Annotated in this window: 13 protein-coding genes; 7 read left to right on the top strand and 6 right to left on the bottom strand. The window is 73.2% G+C overall.

What is annotated here, in order from left to right:
* From AC1DUQ_RS04260 to AC1DUQ_RS04280, 5 genes are all read left to right on the top strand, one after another.
* Positions 1-571: trehalose-phosphatase (locus tag AC1DUQ_RS04260; protein ID WP_477073436.1), on the top strand; the 571-nt coding region annotated here is incomplete at its 5' end.
* Positions 572-625: 54 nt separating this feature from the next.
* Entirely contained in the window at positions 626-2188 is a 1563-nt protein-coding gene (locus AC1DUQ_RS04265; protein ID WP_477073437.1) for an outer membrane protein assembly factor BamB family protein, read from the top strand.
* A gap of 3 nt (positions 2189-2191) precedes the next feature.
* Complete coding sequence (locus tag AC1DUQ_RS04270) at positions 2192-3682, top strand: outer membrane protein assembly factor BamB family protein (RefSeq protein ID WP_477059975.1); 1491 nt, start codon at positions 2192-2194, stop codon at positions 3680-3682.
* Between the two features lie 171 nt (positions 3683-3853).
* Positions 3854-4981, top strand: coding sequence for an ABC transporter ATP-binding protein (locus AC1DUQ_RS04275; RefSeq protein WP_421742140.1), 1128 nt, complete (start codon positions 3854-3856; stop codon positions 4979-4981).
* Positions 4982-5068: 87 nt separating this feature from the next.
* Entirely contained in the window at positions 5069-6331 is a 1263-nt protein-coding gene (locus tag AC1DUQ_RS04280; RefSeq protein ID WP_477073438.1) for a DUF4032 domain-containing protein, read from the top strand.
* A 13-nt stretch (positions 6332-6344) separates the two neighbouring features.
* Here the strand turns inward: AC1DUQ_RS04280 and rlmB are convergent, their stop codons facing one another.
* The 5 genes from rlmB to AC1DUQ_RS04305 all read right to left on the bottom strand — a co-directional run bounded on the left by rlmB (position 6345) and on the right by AC1DUQ_RS04305 (position 12110).
* A complete protein-coding gene (rlmB, locus tag AC1DUQ_RS04285) occupies positions 6345-7352 on the bottom strand; it encodes a 23S rRNA (guanosine(2251)-2'-O)-methyltransferase RlmB (protein ID WP_477073439.1) in 1008 nt (335 codons plus the stop codon).
* A 43-nt stretch (positions 7353-7395) separates the two neighbouring features.
* The gene (gene cysS / locus AC1DUQ_RS04290) at positions 7396-8841 is read right to left on the bottom strand and encodes a cysteine--tRNA ligase (protein ID WP_477059972.1); all 1446 of its coding nucleotides are present in this window, start codon (positions 8839-8841) and stop codon (positions 7396-7398) included.
* Positions 8842-9010: 169 nt separating this feature from the next.
* Positions 9011-10195, bottom strand: a complete 1185-nt coding sequence (locus tag AC1DUQ_RS04295; protein ID WP_477059971.1) for an alanine racemase — start codon at positions 10193-10195, stop codon at positions 9011-9013.
* Entirely contained in the window at positions 10192-11433 is a 1242-nt protein-coding gene (locus tag AC1DUQ_RS04300; protein WP_477059970.1) for an MFS transporter, read from the bottom strand. Before AC1DUQ_RS04300 ends, AC1DUQ_RS04295 begins: the two co-directional genes overlap by 4 nt.
* A 26-nt stretch (positions 11434-11459) precedes the next feature.
* Positions 11460-12110, bottom strand: a complete 651-nt coding sequence (locus AC1DUQ_RS04305) for a TetR/AcrR family transcriptional regulator (RefSeq protein WP_477059969.1) — start codon at positions 12108-12110, stop codon at positions 11460-11462.
* Between the two features lie 160 nt (positions 12111-12270).
* On the opposite strand from AC1DUQ_RS04305, the gene AC1DUQ_RS04310 reads away from it, so the two are divergent.
* Positions 12271-13632, top strand: a complete 1362-nt coding sequence (locus AC1DUQ_RS04310; RefSeq protein WP_477059968.1) for a D-arabinono-1,4-lactone oxidase — start codon at positions 12271-12273, stop codon at positions 13630-13632.
* Here AC1DUQ_RS04310 and AC1DUQ_RS04315 read toward each other — a convergent pair.
* Positions 13629-14651, bottom strand: a complete 1023-nt coding sequence (locus AC1DUQ_RS04315) for a LacI family DNA-binding transcriptional regulator (RefSeq protein ID WP_477059967.1) — start codon at positions 14649-14651, stop codon at positions 13629-13631. The two genes, AC1DUQ_RS04310 and AC1DUQ_RS04315, sit on opposite strands and share 4 nt — an antisense overlap.
* Before the next feature lie 288 nt (positions 14652-14939).
* Here AC1DUQ_RS04315 and AC1DUQ_RS04320 point away from each other — a divergent pair, with 288 nt between their 5' ends.
* On the top strand, positions 14940-16241 hold the full coding sequence (locus AC1DUQ_RS04320; protein ID WP_477059966.1) for an ABC transporter substrate-binding protein: 1302 nt from the start codon (positions 14940-14942) through the stop codon (positions 16239-16241).
* The last annotated feature ends 27 nt before the right edge of the window (positions 16242-16268 follow it).

The raw sequence follows: 16268 nt of genomic DNA on the forward strand, positions 1-16268 counted from the left end.
CCACATGCACGACCTGCACACGCTGGCCCAGGTGCCGCCCGGGACGTTCCTCATCGGCAGCCACGGCGCGGAGCGGGCGCGCGTGACGACGTTCGGCCTCGACCGCGACGTCGTCCGGCTGACCGACGAGCAGGCGGACCGGCTGGCGTCGCTGGGTGCGGAGGCGGCACGGATCACTCGCGGGCGGGACGGCGTCTGGGTCGAGACGAAGCCGACCGCGGTCGTCGTGCACACCCGGCTCGCGGAGGACTCGGTGGCCCGCCCGGCCGAGGAGGAGGCGATCGCGCTCGGGGAGCGGCTCGGCTCCGGGGTCCTGCACGGCAAGGACGTCGTCGAGATCTCCGTGCTGCGGGCGAGCAAGGGCGAGGCCCTCACCGCGCTGCGCGACGAGCTCGGCGCACCGGTGGTCCTGTACGCCGGCGACGACGTCACCGACGAGCACGCCTTCGAGGCGCTCCGCGACGACGACCTGACCGTGAAGGTGGGTCTCGGACAGACGGCGGCGCGCTTCCGCGTCGACGGCCCGGACGAGCTGGTGGCCGCGCTCGCGGTGCTTGCCGACGGGCTCTGAGCCGCCGCCGACGGCCTGTGGTCGGTCGTACGACCGAGGCGTAGCGTGCGGAACATGCCCGGCCGGATGCACCAGGTCGAGCTCGTCGAGACCGTGGACGAGCCCGTGCGGTCGTCCACGGCCGGGGTGCCGGGGCGGCGCGTGGCCGTCGCGCTCGACGACGCTGCCCCCGTGGAGCGGCCCGACGACGTGCTCGCCGCCCGGACCTGGCTGCGCCGCCACGCCCGGTCGCTCGTGCCGACCGCCGCGGTCCTCGCCGCGACGCTCCTGGTCACCCAGCTCGTCATCGACCGTCGCGAGTCCGCACGCCTCGCCGCGCTCGCGGCCATCCCCGGCGTCGTGCCGCCGGCCGACGCGTCGATCGGCGTGATCTGGCGTGCCGACCCCCAGCTGGCAGCCGCTCTGCAGTCGGGTGCGATGGTCGACGGCGTGCTCGTCGGCGGGATCCAGGCCGCCGACGGCGCCCCCTCGATCGTCGGGCTCGACCCGGACACCGGGGTCGTCGCCTGGGCAACCCCGGTGGACCTGCCCACGCCCCAGCCGACGCCCACGAGCTCTTCGCCCGAGCTCTGGATCTCCTGCAGCGCGATCCGCCACGGGGGCGCGCACCTGGCCGCGTGCGTCTCGCAGCAGTACGGCGAGGACGTCCAGGGGATCCCCCCGTCCTCGGTCTGGATCCTCGACCCGGACGACGGCAGGCTGCTGGCCGAGCGCGTGGTGGACGGCGGCTCGGGGCTCGCGTTCACGGACGACGCGATGCTGCTCGCCGAGCGGGTGACCGACGACGCCGACGCGGTGCGCTGGTCGGTCACGGCCACCGACCTCGTCAGCGGCGACACCCGCTGGACCTGGGCCTCCCCACCGACCGAGCTCGTCAGCCGGGACGACGGCCCGGAAGGCCTGTCCGGGACGATCGCAGCCTCCCTGCAGACCTACGACGACCGGATCGTGGTGGGCGTCGACAACCACGCCTGGGTCCTGACCACCGACGGGGAGCTGGTGCAGGACGTGCCGCTCGAGCCGGCGTCGTGGCTGCAGCCCGCTCGGGCGGGCGTGTTCATCAAGAGCACCTGGACGTCGTCGGACCTGTACCAGGGCACCCTGCTGCTGGAGGACGGGACCGAGATCCCCGTCGACGAGGCCGCCGGCTGGCTCGCGGTCGACGACGGCTCCGCGCCGGGCGTGGTGCTCACGGTCGGCGAGGGCGGGCGCGGCACCGACGGGCTCAGCGGCCGCTCCGCTCGCACGGGCGAGCGCCTCTGGCACCTGACCGGGACCATCGTCGCCGCCCTGATGCTGGACGGGACGCTCTACGTGGCCACCAGCGACTCCCTGCGCGCGCTCGACGCCACGACCGGCGCGGTGCTGTGGCGGACCCCGCTCGAGCGCCTGGCGCACCAGCTGTCGACCGACGGCACGTACCTGCTGGTCCCCGGGCTCGGCGTCASGCTGGAGGCCTACTCGCTGCGCGACGGGGAGCTGGCGTGGAGCACCGACCTGTCCGAGGAGGTGGCCGGGGACCGGTCGACCGTCTTCGTGCAGGGCTTCCGGTCGGGCTGGCACGACCCGCGCCTGTACGTGTGGATGGACAGCGGCTCGGTCGCCGTCCTCGGGTGAGCGATGAGCGCGCCGGTCGGGCATCTCGCGCGAGTCGAGCTCGAGGAGCGCGACGAGCACCGTGACCGTGACGACGAGACCCGCACGCCGCGGGTCCGCTCCCGGGCGCGGCGGCACGCGGGCCGGGTGACCGCCTCGGTCGTCGCCCTCGTGCTGGTCCTGCTCGGTGTGCAGTCGTGGCTCGACGCCCGCGAGCGCGCACGGCTGCGGTACCTCGCCGACGTGCCCGGCGTCCTGCGCCCCCTCGCGGACCTACCGGGCGTGCTGTGGCCGTGGACACCCGCCGTCGGCTCCCTCGTCGCCGGCGACAGCGCGGGCGGCTGGGTGGTCGGCGCCGACTACCGTGCGGGCGGGGTGGACCTGCGCGGCATCGACCCCGCCACCGGCGACCGGCGGTGGTCCGTGCCGTTCCCGCTCGACGCCGCACTGCCGCCGGGAGGTCGCTCCGAGTTCCCGTCGGTGTGGGTGCGGTGCACCACGGTGCGGTCGGGCGACGGGCCGCTGGCGGTCTGCGCGGCCGAGGTCTCCCCCGTCGCGTCCGGCGGCGCCGTGACCCCGCTGATGGTGCTGGACCCCGTCGCCGGCACGGTGCTCGCCACCCCGACGGTCCCGCCCGGCTCGTTGTGGTCGACGACGGCCTCGCAGCTGGTGCGCGCGACGCCCGCGCAGGACGGTCGTGGTGGGGTGCGCTGGACGCTCACCGCGACGGACCCCACCACGGGGTCGGTGCTGTGGCGGCGCAGCACGCCCGTGGTGCCGCAGGTCCACGAGGTCCGGATCGGCGACGACGTGTTCCCCTCCGAGCCGGCCCTCGCCGCGGACGACGACCGGGTGCTCCTGACCGACAGCGGGCACGCCTGGCTGTTCGGCGCCGACGGGTCGCCTCGGGGCGACGTCACGGTCGCGACGGACGGTTGGGCGGAGCTGGGACGCTCCGGCACGCTCGTGTGGATGCCCTGGCAGAACTTCGCGGTGCCCGCGGGCGTTCTGGTCACCGCTGCGGGGGCACGCGTCGCGGTGGGCGAGCTGCCCGCCCGGCTGTCCGTGGACGACGGCACCGCGCCCGGGGTCGTCCTGCTCACCGGGGGCGACGGCGGCTGGGACGGCGTCGCCCTCGTGGCCCGCGACGCCCGCACGGGCGACGAGCTCTGGCGCGCCGAGGGCGTCCGGGGCGACCCGCTGCTCGTCGACGGCGTCGTGCACACCGCGGAGGGTGCCGACGTCGTCGCGCGCGACGCCCGCACCGGCGAGGTCCGGTGGTCCGTACCGGTGGGCGCCGTGCCGGCCTACCTGGGCACGGACGGGTCCCTGGTGGTCGTCGTCACCCCCGACCGCACGCTGCTCGGGCTCGCGCTCACCGACGGTCGCCGCGCTCGGAGCGTCGACCTGACCCGGCTGACCGCCGGCGATCCGGAGGGTATCGACGAGGTCACCGACTACGCCGGCCGGCTGCTGGTCCGGTTCCGCGACGGGTCGGGGATCGTGCTGGGCTGAACGTGGTGCGTGTCACTTCCGGGTGTGGACCGTCCACACCGGTATGGCATGATGACCCCGGGTCACCGCAGGACAACCCTCCTTCCGGTGCCCGTGTCATCGAGGACACTCTTGACACTCTTCACTACGGATCGTCCGGCACGTACCTGCCGGTGAAGGGATTGATCAGCCATGGCAACGGTCACTTTCGACAAGGCCTCCCGGGTCTACCCGGGCACTGAGCGCCCCGCTGTCGACTCGCTCGACCTCCACATCGAGGACGGCGAGTTCCTCGTCCTCGTCGGCCCCTCCGGTTGTGGCAAGTCCACGTCGCTCCGCATGCTCGCGGGCCTCGAGGACGTCAACTCGGGCCGCATCCTCATCGGCGACCGCGACGTCACGGACGTCCAGCCGAAGGACCGCGACATCGCGATGGTCTTCCAGAACTACGCGCTGTACCCGCACATGACGGTCGCCGACAACATGGGCTTCGCGCTCAAGATCGCCGGCACCCCGAAGGCGGAGATCCGTCAGCGCGTCGAGGAGGCTGCCAAGATCCTCGACCTGTCCCAGTACCTCGACCGCAAGCCGAAGGCCCTCTCGGGTGGCCAGCGTCAGCGCGTCGCCATGGGCCGCGCCATCGTGCGTTCGCCCCAGGTGTTCCTCATGGACGAGCCGCTGTCGAACCTCGACGCCAAGCTCCGCGTCCAGACCCGTACGCAGATCGCGTCGCTGCAGCGTCGTCTCGGTGTCACCACCGTCTACGTCACGCACGACCAGACCGAGGCCCTGACCATGGGTGACCGCATCGCGGTCCTCAAGGACGGCCTCCTGCAGCAGGTCGGCACGCCGCGCGACATGTACGACACCCCGGCCAACGTGTTCGTCGCCGGCTTCATCGGCTCGCCGGCCATGAACATCGGCACGTTCCCCGTGCTCGACGGCGTCGCCAACCTGGGCCGCGCCCGCGTCGCCGTGCAGCGCTCGGTCATCGGCCAGTTCACCGAGGACGACAAGAACCACGTCACCGTCGGTTTCCGTCCCGAGTCGCTCGACGTCGTGCCCGAGGGCACGCCGGACGGCATCCCGGTCATCGTGAACATCGTCGAGGAGCTCGGCTCCGACGCGTTCGTCTACGGCTCGCTCACCAACGAGTTCGGCCGCGCGGACGCGGTGCACTCCGGTGCCGGCGACGCGCAGGTCATCGTCCGTGTCGACCCCCGCGAGGTCCCCGCCAAGGGCCAGACGATCTACATCCGCATCCGCGAGGGCGAGACCCACCTGTTCCACGCAGGTTCGGGCGAGCGGATCGCCGTCTGACCTGAGCAGTCCCCGTCAGGGCGGTCCCGGCTTCGGCCGGGGCCGCCCTGTCGTTTCCCTGTCGGGGTTCTCTGAGAGGATCGGCCCATGAGCCCGACGCCGCAGCGCCTGCAGATCACCGCGGCCTCGCCCGACCCCGCCCTCCTCGACCTGCCGTGGCACATCCCGCTGGAGGAGTGGCCGGCCGAGACGCTCGCCGCCCTGCCCCGCGGCATCTCCCGGCACATCGTGCGGTTCGCCAAGATGTCCGGCCGCGTGGTCGCGGTCAAGGAGATCGGCGAGACCGTGGCGTACCGCGAGTACGAGCTGCTGCGCCAGCTGCGCCGCCTGGACGTCCCGAGCGTCGAGCCCGTCGGGGTCATCACCGGACGCAGCGACGTCAACGGCGAGCGGCTCGAGGCGRTGCTGATCACCAAGCACCTGTCGTTCTCGCTCCCGTACCGCGCGCTGTTCAGCCAGTCCCTGCGCCCCGACACCGCCACGCGGCTCATCGACGCGCTCGCCGTGCTCCTGGTCCGGCTGCACCTGGTCGGCTTCTACTGGGGCGACGTGTCACTGTCGAACACCCTGTTCCGCCGCGACGCCGAGACGTTCGCCGCGTACCTGGTGGACGCCGAGACGGGCGACCTGCACGACAAGCTGTCCGACGGGCAGCGCGGCTACGACCTCGAGGTCGCCCGCGTGAACATCATCGGCGAGCTCATGGACCTGCAGGCCGGCGAGTTCCTCGAGGAGGACGTCGACGCCGTGGCCATCGGGGACGCCCTGGCCGAGCGGTACGGCGAGCTCTGGCGCGCCCTGACCGAGTCGGAGTCCTTCACGTTCGGCGACCGCTGGCGTGTGCAGGCCCGCATCGACCGGCTCAACGACCTCGGCTTCGACGTCGGCGAGCTCGACATCACCACGGACGTCGACGGCACCAGCGTGCGCATCCAGCCCAAGGTCGTCGACGCCGGGCACCACTCCCGCCGGCTCATGCGGCTCACCGGCCTCGACGTGCAGGAGAACCAGGCGCGCCGCCTGCTCAACGACCTCGACGAGTTCCGCGCCGCGACGGACCGCCAGCGGGACGACGAGTCGTTCGTCGCGCACGACTGGCTGACCGAGATCTTCGAGCCGGCCGTCCGCAGCGTGCCGCGGGACCTGCGCGGCAAGCTGGAGCCCGCGCAGATCTACCACGAGCTGCTCGACCACCGCTGGTACCTGTCGGAGCAGCAGGGCCGGGACGTGGCGATGAAGAACGCGGCGAAGAGCTACGTGAAGAACATCCTGCCGACGCGCCCCGACGAGCAGGCGATCCTCGGCGTGCAGCCCGGCGAGATCCCGGAGGGCGACCAGCTCATCGGCTGACGCGTCCCCTCACCTAGACGGCGCGCTGGCGGGACACCTCGAACAGGGCGATGCCCGCGGCGACGCCGGCGTTGAGCGACTCGACGGCCGACGTGATCGGGATGGACGCGATGGCGTCGCACTGCTCGCGGACCAGGCGCGACAGGCCCTTGCCCTCGGAGCCGACGACGAGCACGAGCGGGTCGGTGGCGTAGGGCAGGTCGGTGATCGACACGTCGCCGCCGCCGTCCAGGCCGACGACGAACACGCCCGCCGACTTCAGGCTCTGCAGGGTGCGCACCAGGTTGGTCACCCGGGCGACCGGCACGCGCGCGGCCGCGCCCGCGGAGACCTTCCACGCCGACGCGGTGACGCCGGCCGCGCGCCGCTCGGGCACGAGGACGCCGTGGGCGCCGAACGCCCCGGCGGACCGGAGCACTGCGCCGAGGTTGCGCGGGTCGGTGACGCCGTCGAGCGCGACGATGAGCGCCGGACGGTCCGACTCCGCGGCGGCGTCCAGGAGGTCGTCGTCGTCCGCGTAGGCGTACGGCGGCACCTGGATGGCGACACCCTGGTGGACCGAGCCGTCGGTCAGGCGGTCCAGCTCGGCGCGGCTGACCTCGAGGAGCGGGTAGTTCGAGTTGCCCGCGGCGCTGATGATCTCGCGGGTGCGGTCGTCGGCCTCGAGCCGCGAGGCGATGTAGACCGTGGACACCGGGATGCCGGCGCGCAGGGCCTCGACCACCGAGTTCCGTCCGGAGACGATCTCGTGCGTCGAGCTCTTGCGACCGCCCTTGGACCCGGCAGCGCTGCGGCTCGCCCCGGCCGACTGGCGACCGGACGTGCCGCGGGTGCCCGCGACCGCGCGCCGCTCGGCGGCGAGCTTCGCCTTGTGCGCGGGGTGGTACTCGCGGTCCTCGGCCTTCGGCGTCGGGCCGCGGCCTTCGRGCGAGCGCCGGTTCTTGCCGCCCGTGCCCGCGCTCGCGACCTTCTTGGAGCTGCCCTTGCGGACAGCCCCCCGACGCTCGGAGTTTCCAGCCATGTTCAGTTCTCCATTCGGTGGTCGAGCCGGGGCCCCGGAGGGCTCAGCTCTCCTCTGCTGTGTCGGTGCGCGCGGCGAGTGACCAGCGCGCTCCGGAAGACGAGTCCTCGACCACGATGCCGGCCGCGGCGAGGCGGTCCCGGATGGCGTCGGACGTGGCGAAGTCGCGGGCGGCGCGGGCCTGCGCGCGGGCCTCCAGCTCGGCGGCGACGACCGCCTCGAGCGCGCGGGCGTACCGGGCGTCGCTGCCGTGGGCGCGCCACTGGCTGCCGCCCGGGTCGAGGCCGAGCACGTCGAGCATCGCGCGCAGCACGACCATCGCGTCGCGGGACTCGCTCAGGTCACCGCGCGCGAGGGCGGAGTTGCCGGTCCGCAGGTGCTCGTGCACCACCGCGAGCGCGGCCGGCACGTTGAGGTCGTCGTTCATGGCCGCCACGAACTCGTCGGGCAGGGCGACCGCGGCCACCTCGGCGTCGTCGGCCACCCCGACCTTCTCGGCGGCACGCTCGACGAAGCCCGCCAGCCGGTCCCAGGTGGCCTCGGCCTCGCGCAGGGTGTCGTCGGTCCACTCGAGCATCGAGCTGTACTGCACGGCGGTCATCGCGTACCGCAGCACGGCCGCCCGCTCCTTGGCCAGCACGACGGTGACCAGCAGCCCGTTGCCGAGCGACTTGCTCATCTTGGAGCCGCCCTGCGTGACCCAGCCGTTGTGCAGCCAGTACTGCGCGAACCCGTAGCCGGCCGCGCGGGACTGGGCCTGCTCGTTCTCGTGGTGCGGGAACCGCAGGTCCAGACCGCCGCCGTGGATGTCGAAGGTGTCGCCGAGGTAGCGCTGCGCCATCGCGGAGCACTCCAGGTGCCAGCCGGGCCGACCGCGTCCGAACGGGGTGTCCCAGGCGGCCGTCTCCGGCTCACCCGGCTTCGCGGCCTTCCAGAGGGCGAAGTCACGGGGGTCGCGCTTGGCGGTGTCGTCGACGGTGCCGTCCGGCGCCGGGACCATGTCGTCCACGCGCTGGTTGGTCAGGGCGCCGTACTCCGGGTAGGAGCGGACGTCGAACCACACGTCGCCCGGGCCGGTCGTGTAGGCGTGGCCGGTCTCGACCAGGCGGTCCATGAGCTCGATCATCGCCGGCACGTGGCCGGTGGCGCGGGGCTCGTGGCTGGGGGGCAGCACGCCGAGCGCGTCGTAGGCCGCGCTGAACGCGCGCTCGTTCTCGGTCGCCCACGCCCACCACGGTTCACCGGCGTCGGCGGCCTTGGCCAGGATCTTGTCGTCGATGTCCGTCACGTTGCGCACCAGCGTCACGCGGTGCCCCGTGCGGCGCAGCCAGCGGACCAGCACGTCGAACGCGATGGCCGACCGCAGGTGCCCGATGTGCGGCGGCGCCTGCACCGTGGCCCCGCACAGGTAGATGCCCACCTCGTTCGGCACGAGCGGGACGAAGTCACGCACCGTCCGGGTCGCGGTGTCGAAGAGGCGCAGGGTCACCGGTCAAGGCTACCGGCGCGGAACCCCCGCGCCTTTCACACGCCGCCCAGCCCCAACGTCCGCGGATCCGAGCGCCCTGACGACCGAAGCTGCGGACGCTACGCCTGCACCCACCGGGACGTCCGACGATGCGAGCGCCCGGGCGACCGGATGCTCGGACGTCCCGGACTCAGCCGAAGGTGCGGTGCTCGCCGCGGTAGGTGGGGACCGTGGACTCGATCGTGGTGCCGCGGACCAGGTGCACCTGCTCGAAGCGCTCCATGACCTCGCCCGACTTGGCGTGCCGGAACCAGACCCGGTCCCCGATGCGCAGGTCGGCGTCGCCGGACAGCCGCAGCGGCGTCTGCACCTCGCCCGCCCCCTCGCGGCCGGTGAGCGCCAGCCCCGTCGGCCACACGGGCCTGGGCTGGCGGGACGCGGTAGGCGGACCGGAGGCGATGTAGCCGCCGCCGAACGCGGTCGCGTAGCCCTGGCCGGGGATGCGCACCACGTCGAGCCCGAAGAACGCGGCCGGCCGGGGGGTGAACGAGCGGTAGGCGTCGAACAGGGTCGGCACGAAGAGGCCGGAGCCCGCGGTGACCTCCGTGACCACCGGGTCCGCGGCACTCGACGCCACCGAGCCCGAGCCGCCGGAGTTCACCAGGGTCAGCTCGTGGCCGACGGCCGTCTGCACCGCGTCCACGACGGCGGCCCGGCGGACGGCCAGGTCCCGGATGGACAGGCGCTTGATCGCGCGGACGGCCGGGGACGAGTCGGGCAGCCCCGCGACCTGGGCCTCGTAGAACATGACACCGACCACGTCGACGCCGGACCGCCGGGCGATCGCCGCAGCCAGCACCCCCGCGTCGGACGCCGTGTGCACCGGGGAGCGCCGCACGCCCAGGTGCGCGACCACCGGCCCGAGCCGCAGCTTGAGCGAGGCGTCGACGTCGAGGCAGACGCGCAGCGTGGAGCCGTGCGCGTCCCCGGCGCGGGCGGCCAGCTCGACCTGCGCGACGTCGTCCACCATGAGAGTCACCGCGCGGGCGGCCACCGGGTCGGCGGCGAGGGCGTCGAGCGCCGCGGTGTCGACGCTCGGGTAGCCCAGCAGCACGTCGTCGACGCCCTGCGCCACGAGCCACAGCGCCTCGCGCACCGAGTAGGCCATCACGCCGGCGAACCCGGGCAGCGCGAGCACCCGCTCGAGCACGTGCCGCACCCGGACCGACTTGCTGGCGACGCGGATCGGGGTCCCGCCGGCCCGGCGCACCAGGTCGGCGGCGTTGGCGTCCAGGGCGTCGAGGTCCACCACCGCGAGGGGCGCGGGGAGGCCGGTCGTGGCCGCGTCGAGGCGGTCGCCGAGGGTGCGCGTCACGCACCGGCTCCCGAGTCGGCTGTGGCCGGTGTGCCGGCGTCGTGGGACACCCCGAAGCGTCCCGCGAGCACCGCCACGGCGACCACCAGGACGATCGGGACGAGGAAGCCGTAGTGCAGCGAGGACGTGCTGCCGATGGCACCCACCAGCACGCCACCGAGCACCGCGCCCACGTAGTTGAAGATGTTCAGCCGCGCCACGACCGCGTCGGCGTGCCCGGGGGCGAGCGCTCCGGCGGCCGAGAAGCACAGGGGCGCGATGACACCGAGCCCGGCACCGGCGACCGCGAAGCCGACCAGCGCCGCCCAGGGCCCGGGTGCGGCGACGACGAGCACCAGCCCCAGGGCACCGACGATCGCCGCGACGCGCAGGACGATCACCCGACCCCACCGCCGCACCAGGGGATCGCCGGCCAGCCGGGAGCCCAGCGTGGTCGTGAGGTACGCGGCGTACCCGAGCGGCGCGAACGATGCGGCCGCGAGCAGCACGTCACCGAGGTAGATGGTGCTCCAGGTGGAGATCGCCGTGTCCGCGACGTAGTACGCGACCACCCCGAGCCCGAGCAGCAGCACGGCGCCCCACGGCACCACGGGCCGCTCGCCCGCACCGACCGGCACGGCCAGCGCCTCGTCGGGCCGGGCGACGCCGTCCGCGTGCACCCCCGCCGGCCCGCGACCCCGCCAGGCGTCCCGGAGCACCCAGCCGGCCGCGAGGCCTGCCACGAGCGTCCCCGACAGCAGAGCGAGCGCCACGGGATCGGTCGGCGTGCGGCCGGTGGTGACCGCGACCAGCACGGCTCCGACGATGCCGCCCGCCGACCACGAGGCGTAGAACCCGGTCAGCAGCGAACGCCCGTACTCGCGCTGGACCGCCACGGCCTGCATGTTGGTGCCGGCGTCGACCATGCCCAGCCCGACCCCGTAGACCGCGAAGCCGGCGCCCAGCAGGGCGAAGCCAGGCGCCACGGCAGCGACCACGACGGACGCCGCGACGATCACGAGGCCGGCCCCGAGGACCACCCGGCTCCCCCCGCGCGAGCGGGCCACCCGGTCGGCCACCAGCGTGCCGAGCGCAGCCATGACGCACACGCCGAGCACGACGAGCGTGATCTGCCCGTCGTCGAGGCCGTACCGGTCCTTGAACCCCTCGAGGCTGGTGAGGAGCACCGCGTAGACGAAGCCTTGTGCGGCGAACCCGGCGGACGTGGCGACGCGGGCGCGACGAATCACCGTGGACACAGTCGGCACGGTCGGCGAGGGAACGGTCACGCCGGAGTCGCGGCGGCGTCGCCGGCGTCCGCGCCGACGGGTGCGAGCGCGACGGGCACCGCCATCGTCGACAAGTACCGGCCGAAGGCCAGCAGCCCCGCGCGCGCAGCCTCCGAGTCGCCGTCCACGAGCCACGCCAGGGAGTACCCGTCGATCACGGCGACCACCGTGCGCGCGAGGTCGCCGCGCGGCAGCGACCAGCCGACGTGCGCGGTCCGCTCGACGAGGTCCAGCACCTGCTCCGCGGCCGCCCACTGACCGCGGTACTGCTCGATGGCGACCTGGTTGAGCTCGGAGTGCCGCAGCGACGACGTGGTGAGCTCGTAGCTGAGCAGCTGCGGTCCGCGGGACTCCCGGATGCCGGTCCACAGGGCGTCCAGCACACCCTCGATGACGGTGTCCGGGTCGTCGACCTGGTCGGGGAGCTCGCCGAGGCTCCGCTCGAGGTTGGCGGTCGTGATGGCGTGCGCCATGGCGCGGAGGAGCTCGTCCTTGTCCTGGAAGCAGTAGTGCACGACTCCCAGCGAGACACCCGCCTCGGCGGCGACGGCGCGCACGGTGGCGGCATCGATGCCGTCCCGGCTCGCGACGGCGAGCGCAGCCTCGATCAGCTGCTCGCGTCTCTCGGCCACAGGCAAGCGGTTCATGACAGGGTCCCCTCCCTCTGGCGACGGCCCCACCGGCCACCCCCGACCGGCAGACGAGGCCAATGCCTCCCCCACCACACAGTTCAATAGCACTTGTCACGATAGTCAAGGACTTTGAGCACTTGACTTGGACAATCGACCAGTACGATGGTTCACCAGTATGGGACGATCGTCGGCCGCTGGCACCTGGCAGAACTGGGCCCGCACCGCGCGCGCGACGCCCCGCCGCGTCCAGCACCCCCGTGACCTGGGAGAACTCGTCGCAGCGGTCCGTCAGGGGTCTCGCGACGGGCTCGGCGTCCGGGCGGTGGGCGGCGGGCACTCCTTCACCCCCGTCGCGGTCACCGAGGGCGTCCAGATCCGTCTCGACGCGTTCGACGCGTTCGAGCGTGTCGCGCCCCGGCCGGACGGTACTTCGCACGTCACCGTCGGCGCGGGGATCCGGTTGGGCGCGCTGAACACCCTGCTGGCCGAGCACGGCCTGGCCATGCGCAACCTGGGCGACATCGACAAGCAGTCCATCGCCGGCGCGATCTCGACGGGAACGCACGGCACCGGCGCCCTGCTCGGCGGGCTCGCGACGCAGGTCGTCGGCGCCCGGCTGGTGACAGCGACCGGTGACGTGGTCGAGACCTCCCCCACCCGGCACCCCGAGCTGTTCGAGCTGGCCCGCCTGGGCCTCGGCAGCGTGGGCGTGCTCGCGGCCGTCACGCTCGAGGTGGTGCCCGCGTACCGGCTGGAGGCCCGCGAGGAGCCGTGGCCGCTGGAGGACGTCCTCGAGCGGCTGGACGGTCCGGACGGACTCGTCGAGGGCAACGACCACTTCGAGTTCTACTGGTTCCCGCACACCCGCCGCGCGCTCACCAAGCGCAACAACCGCGTGCCCGACCACGACGTGCGCCCGCTGCACCCGGTGCGGGGCTGGGTCGACGACGAGCTGCTGTCCAACGCCCTGTTCTCCGTGGCCAACGGCATCGCCACCCTCGCCCCGTCGACCACGGCCTCGATCAACGAGTTCGCTGCGCGTGCGCTGTCCTCGCGGCGCTACACCGCTCCGTCCGCCGAGGTCTTCGTCTCCCCGCGGCGCGTGCGGTTCCGCGAGATGGAGTACGCGATCCCGCGCGAGGACCTCGTGCCGGTGCTGCGGGAGATCGACGCGTGGATCGAGGGCAGCGGCGAGCGCGTCCCGTTCCCGGTCGAGGTGCGGTTCGCCGCCGCGGACGACCTGTGGCTCTCGACGGCGCACGGGCGCGAGACCGCGTACGTCGCCGTGCACCAGTACCTGCGCCTGCCGTTCGCCCGGTACTTCGCCGCGGTCGAGCGGATCGTCGCCCAGGTGGGCGGCCGCCCGCACTGGGGCAAGATGCACTGGCTCGAGGCCGAGCGGCTCGGGGAGCTCTACCCGCGCTTCGCCGACGCCCAGCGCGTCCGTGCGGAGGCGGACCCGGAGGGCGTCTTCAGCAACCCCTACCTCGACCGGCTGCTCGGGCACCACCGGCCACCGACCTCCCGGGCGGCCTAGCGCCGCGCGACCGTCGAGCCGCGGATCACCAGGCGGCCGGCCACGTACTCGGTACCCGATCCGATGTCGACACCGTCGAGCGCGGCGAACACCCGCTGCGCGGCGGTGCGGCCGAGCTGCTGCAGGTTGGCGTCGATGCTGGTCAGCTCCGGGCGGGCGTTGGTGGTCAGCACCTCCCAGTTGTCGAACCCCATGACCGCGACGTCGTCGGGCACCGTCCGGCCGAGGTCGCGGGCCGTGTCGAGCGCGCCGCGGGAGATCTGGTCGGACCCGCAGAGCACGGCGTCGATCTCGGGGTGCCGGGTCAGCAGCACCGCGGCGGCGTCGCGCCCCCAGCGCTCGGACCACTCGCTGTACATGACGTCGCCGACCAGCTCGAGACCGGCCGCGTGCAGGGCCGCCTGGACGCCGTCGGCGCGGTCGCGGGCGGCCGCGTAGGCGCGCTCGCCGGTGATGTGGGCGATCCGGGTGCGCCCGCAGGCCACCAGGTGCTCGACCGCGAGCCGCCCGGCGCTCACGTTGTCGGGGGTGATCGACAGGTCGGAGGGGTCGTCGGAGGGCGCGTAGGCGTAGACCACGGGCACCGGGATGTCGTGGCCGAGCGACGGGCGGGGGTCGGTCTGCCGACCGACGACGATGAGCCCGTCCACGCGCCGGCTGAGCAGGGCCCGCAGGTGGTACTGCTCGCGGATGGTGTCACCGCGGGCGTCGCAGAGGAACACGTTGACCTGGCCCGCGCCGAACGCGTCCTCCGCGCCCATGAGGATCGGGATGACGAACCGGCCCTCGAGGTCGCTGGTGAGCAGACCGACCGTGCCGGTGCGGCCGGCGAGCAGGCCACGGGCCAGCGGGTTTGGGGTGAACGACAGCCGTTCCGCGGCCTCGACCACGCGCTGGCGAGTGCTGTCCTTCACCTGGTCGCGGCCGTTGAGGGCCTTCGAGGCGGTCGCGACGGAGACGCCGGCGAGGCGGGCGACGTCCGTGAGGGTCACCGCGCGAGCGGGTTCTGAGCGTGCCACGGGACCACCTCCTCGTGCTTCCTCGTGCCGTTCGTGATCGAACTGTAACTGCCGCACCCCGTTGACGCGCCAGCCCCGCCCAACTATGTTCAGAAAACCTTTTCGGTGAGTTTCGGGAAACGGTCGGTTCCTCGGGCCGTCGTCGACGTGCACGTCATGACGTCGTCGGCTCGAGATGGACCCGCTTGTTCCGCCTCCTCGGACTCGCTCACCGACAAGGGTTTCGCCCCTGGACCCCCGCGGTGCCGACGACGGCACCCGCTCGACGAAGAGCACGAGGAGATGCCCATGAGGATCACCCGCACCCGATCGGCCCGCCTGGCCGCCGGGATCGTGACGGCCGGCCTGCTGGTCGGCCTGGCGGCGTGCAGCAGTGCCGACGACAACGGCGACGAGGGTGCGGCCGTCACGGCCGGCCCCGACGGGACCGACGACGGCACCACGCTCACGCTCTGGACCCGCGCCCCCCTGGAGAAGCAGGCCAAGCTCCTGGTCCAGGCCTACAACGACTCGCACGAGAACCAGGTCGAGCTGACCGTCGTGCCCAACGACGACTACGTCGCCAAGGTCGGCGCCGCCGCCGGCTCGGACGGCCTGCCGGACCTGTTCGCCGCCGACATCGTCTACGTGCCCAACTGGGTGCAACAGGGCCTGTTCCAGGACCTGACCACGCAGATCGACGGGCTGGAGTTCAAGGACGAGATCAACAAGGGGCACCTCGCGGCCGGGACCGCCGACGGCAAGGAGCACGTGCTGCCGTTCGTGCTCGACCTGTCGATGCTGTTCTGGAACAAGGACCTGTTCGCCGAGGCCGGGCTCGACCCGGAGAAGGCACCCGCGAACATGGCCGAGTACGCCGAGGCGGCCAAGGCGGTCCAGGCGCTCAACAAGCCGGACACCTACGGCACGGCCACCGGCCTCAACTGCGGCGGCTGCCTGGTGTTCACCTGGTTCCCGTCGGTCTGGGCGGACGGCGAGCAGGTCATGAGCGAGGACGGCACCGAGTCGCTGCTCAACAGCGACACGGCCAAGGAGATCTACTCCACCTGGAAGGACCTCTGGGACTCCGGCGCGGTGCTCCCGTCGTCCGAGGACGAGGCGGGTCCGACGTGGACCGCGGGCTTCACCGAGGGCAAGGTCGGCCTGATGTTCTACCCGGCCACGCTGCTGTCGTCGACCACCGGTTTCGACGTCGGCGTCGCCGGCATCCCCGGACCCGAGGGCGGCGCCTCCACGTTCGTCGGCGGTGACGGCATCGGCGTCTCCAAGGACTCCGAGAACGCGGCCCAGGCCTGGAACTTCCTGTCCTGGATGATGTCCGAGGACGCGCAGGTCGAGGTGCTGGCCAAGAACAACGACGTGGTGTCGCGCTCCGACCTCGCGGACAACGAGTACGCCGCCAAGGACCCCCGCCTGGTGACCATCAACGAGGTCGCCGGACAGGGTGACACCCCCGTCGCGCTCAACTTCCAGCAGGCGTTCAACGCGCCGAGCAGCCCCTGGCTGACCCTGGTGCGCGGCGCGGTCCTCGGCGACGGGGCGAACGTCGACGCGGACAACGACGAGATCACGGCGGTGCTCGGGCAGTAGCCCGTGACCGGTGGGGTGCCGTAGGGC

It is taken from the genome of Cellulomonas sp. P4_B5_2 (assembly GCF_056402235.1).

Coding starts and splice junctions, on each gene's coding strand:
- AC1DUQ_RS04305 (WP_477059969.1), bottom strand. CDS start 12,110: ATGAACCGCTTGCCTGTGGCCGAGAGACGCGAGCAGCTGATCGAGGCT.
- AC1DUQ_RS04320 (WP_477059966.1), top strand. CDS start 14,940: ATGAGGATCACCCGCACCCGATCGGCCCGCCTGGCCGCCGGGATCGTG.
- AC1DUQ_RS04275 (WP_421742140.1), top strand. CDS start 3,854: ATGGCAACGGTCACTTTCGACAAGGCCTCCCGGGTCTACCCGGGCACT.
- AC1DUQ_RS04270 (WP_477059975.1), top strand. CDS start 2,192: ATGAGCGCGCCGGTCGGGCATCTCGCGCGAGTCGAGCTCGAGGAGCGC.
- AC1DUQ_RS04310 (WP_477059968.1), top strand. CDS start 12,271: ATGGGACGATCGTCGGCCGCTGGCACCTGGCAGAACTGGGCCCGCACC.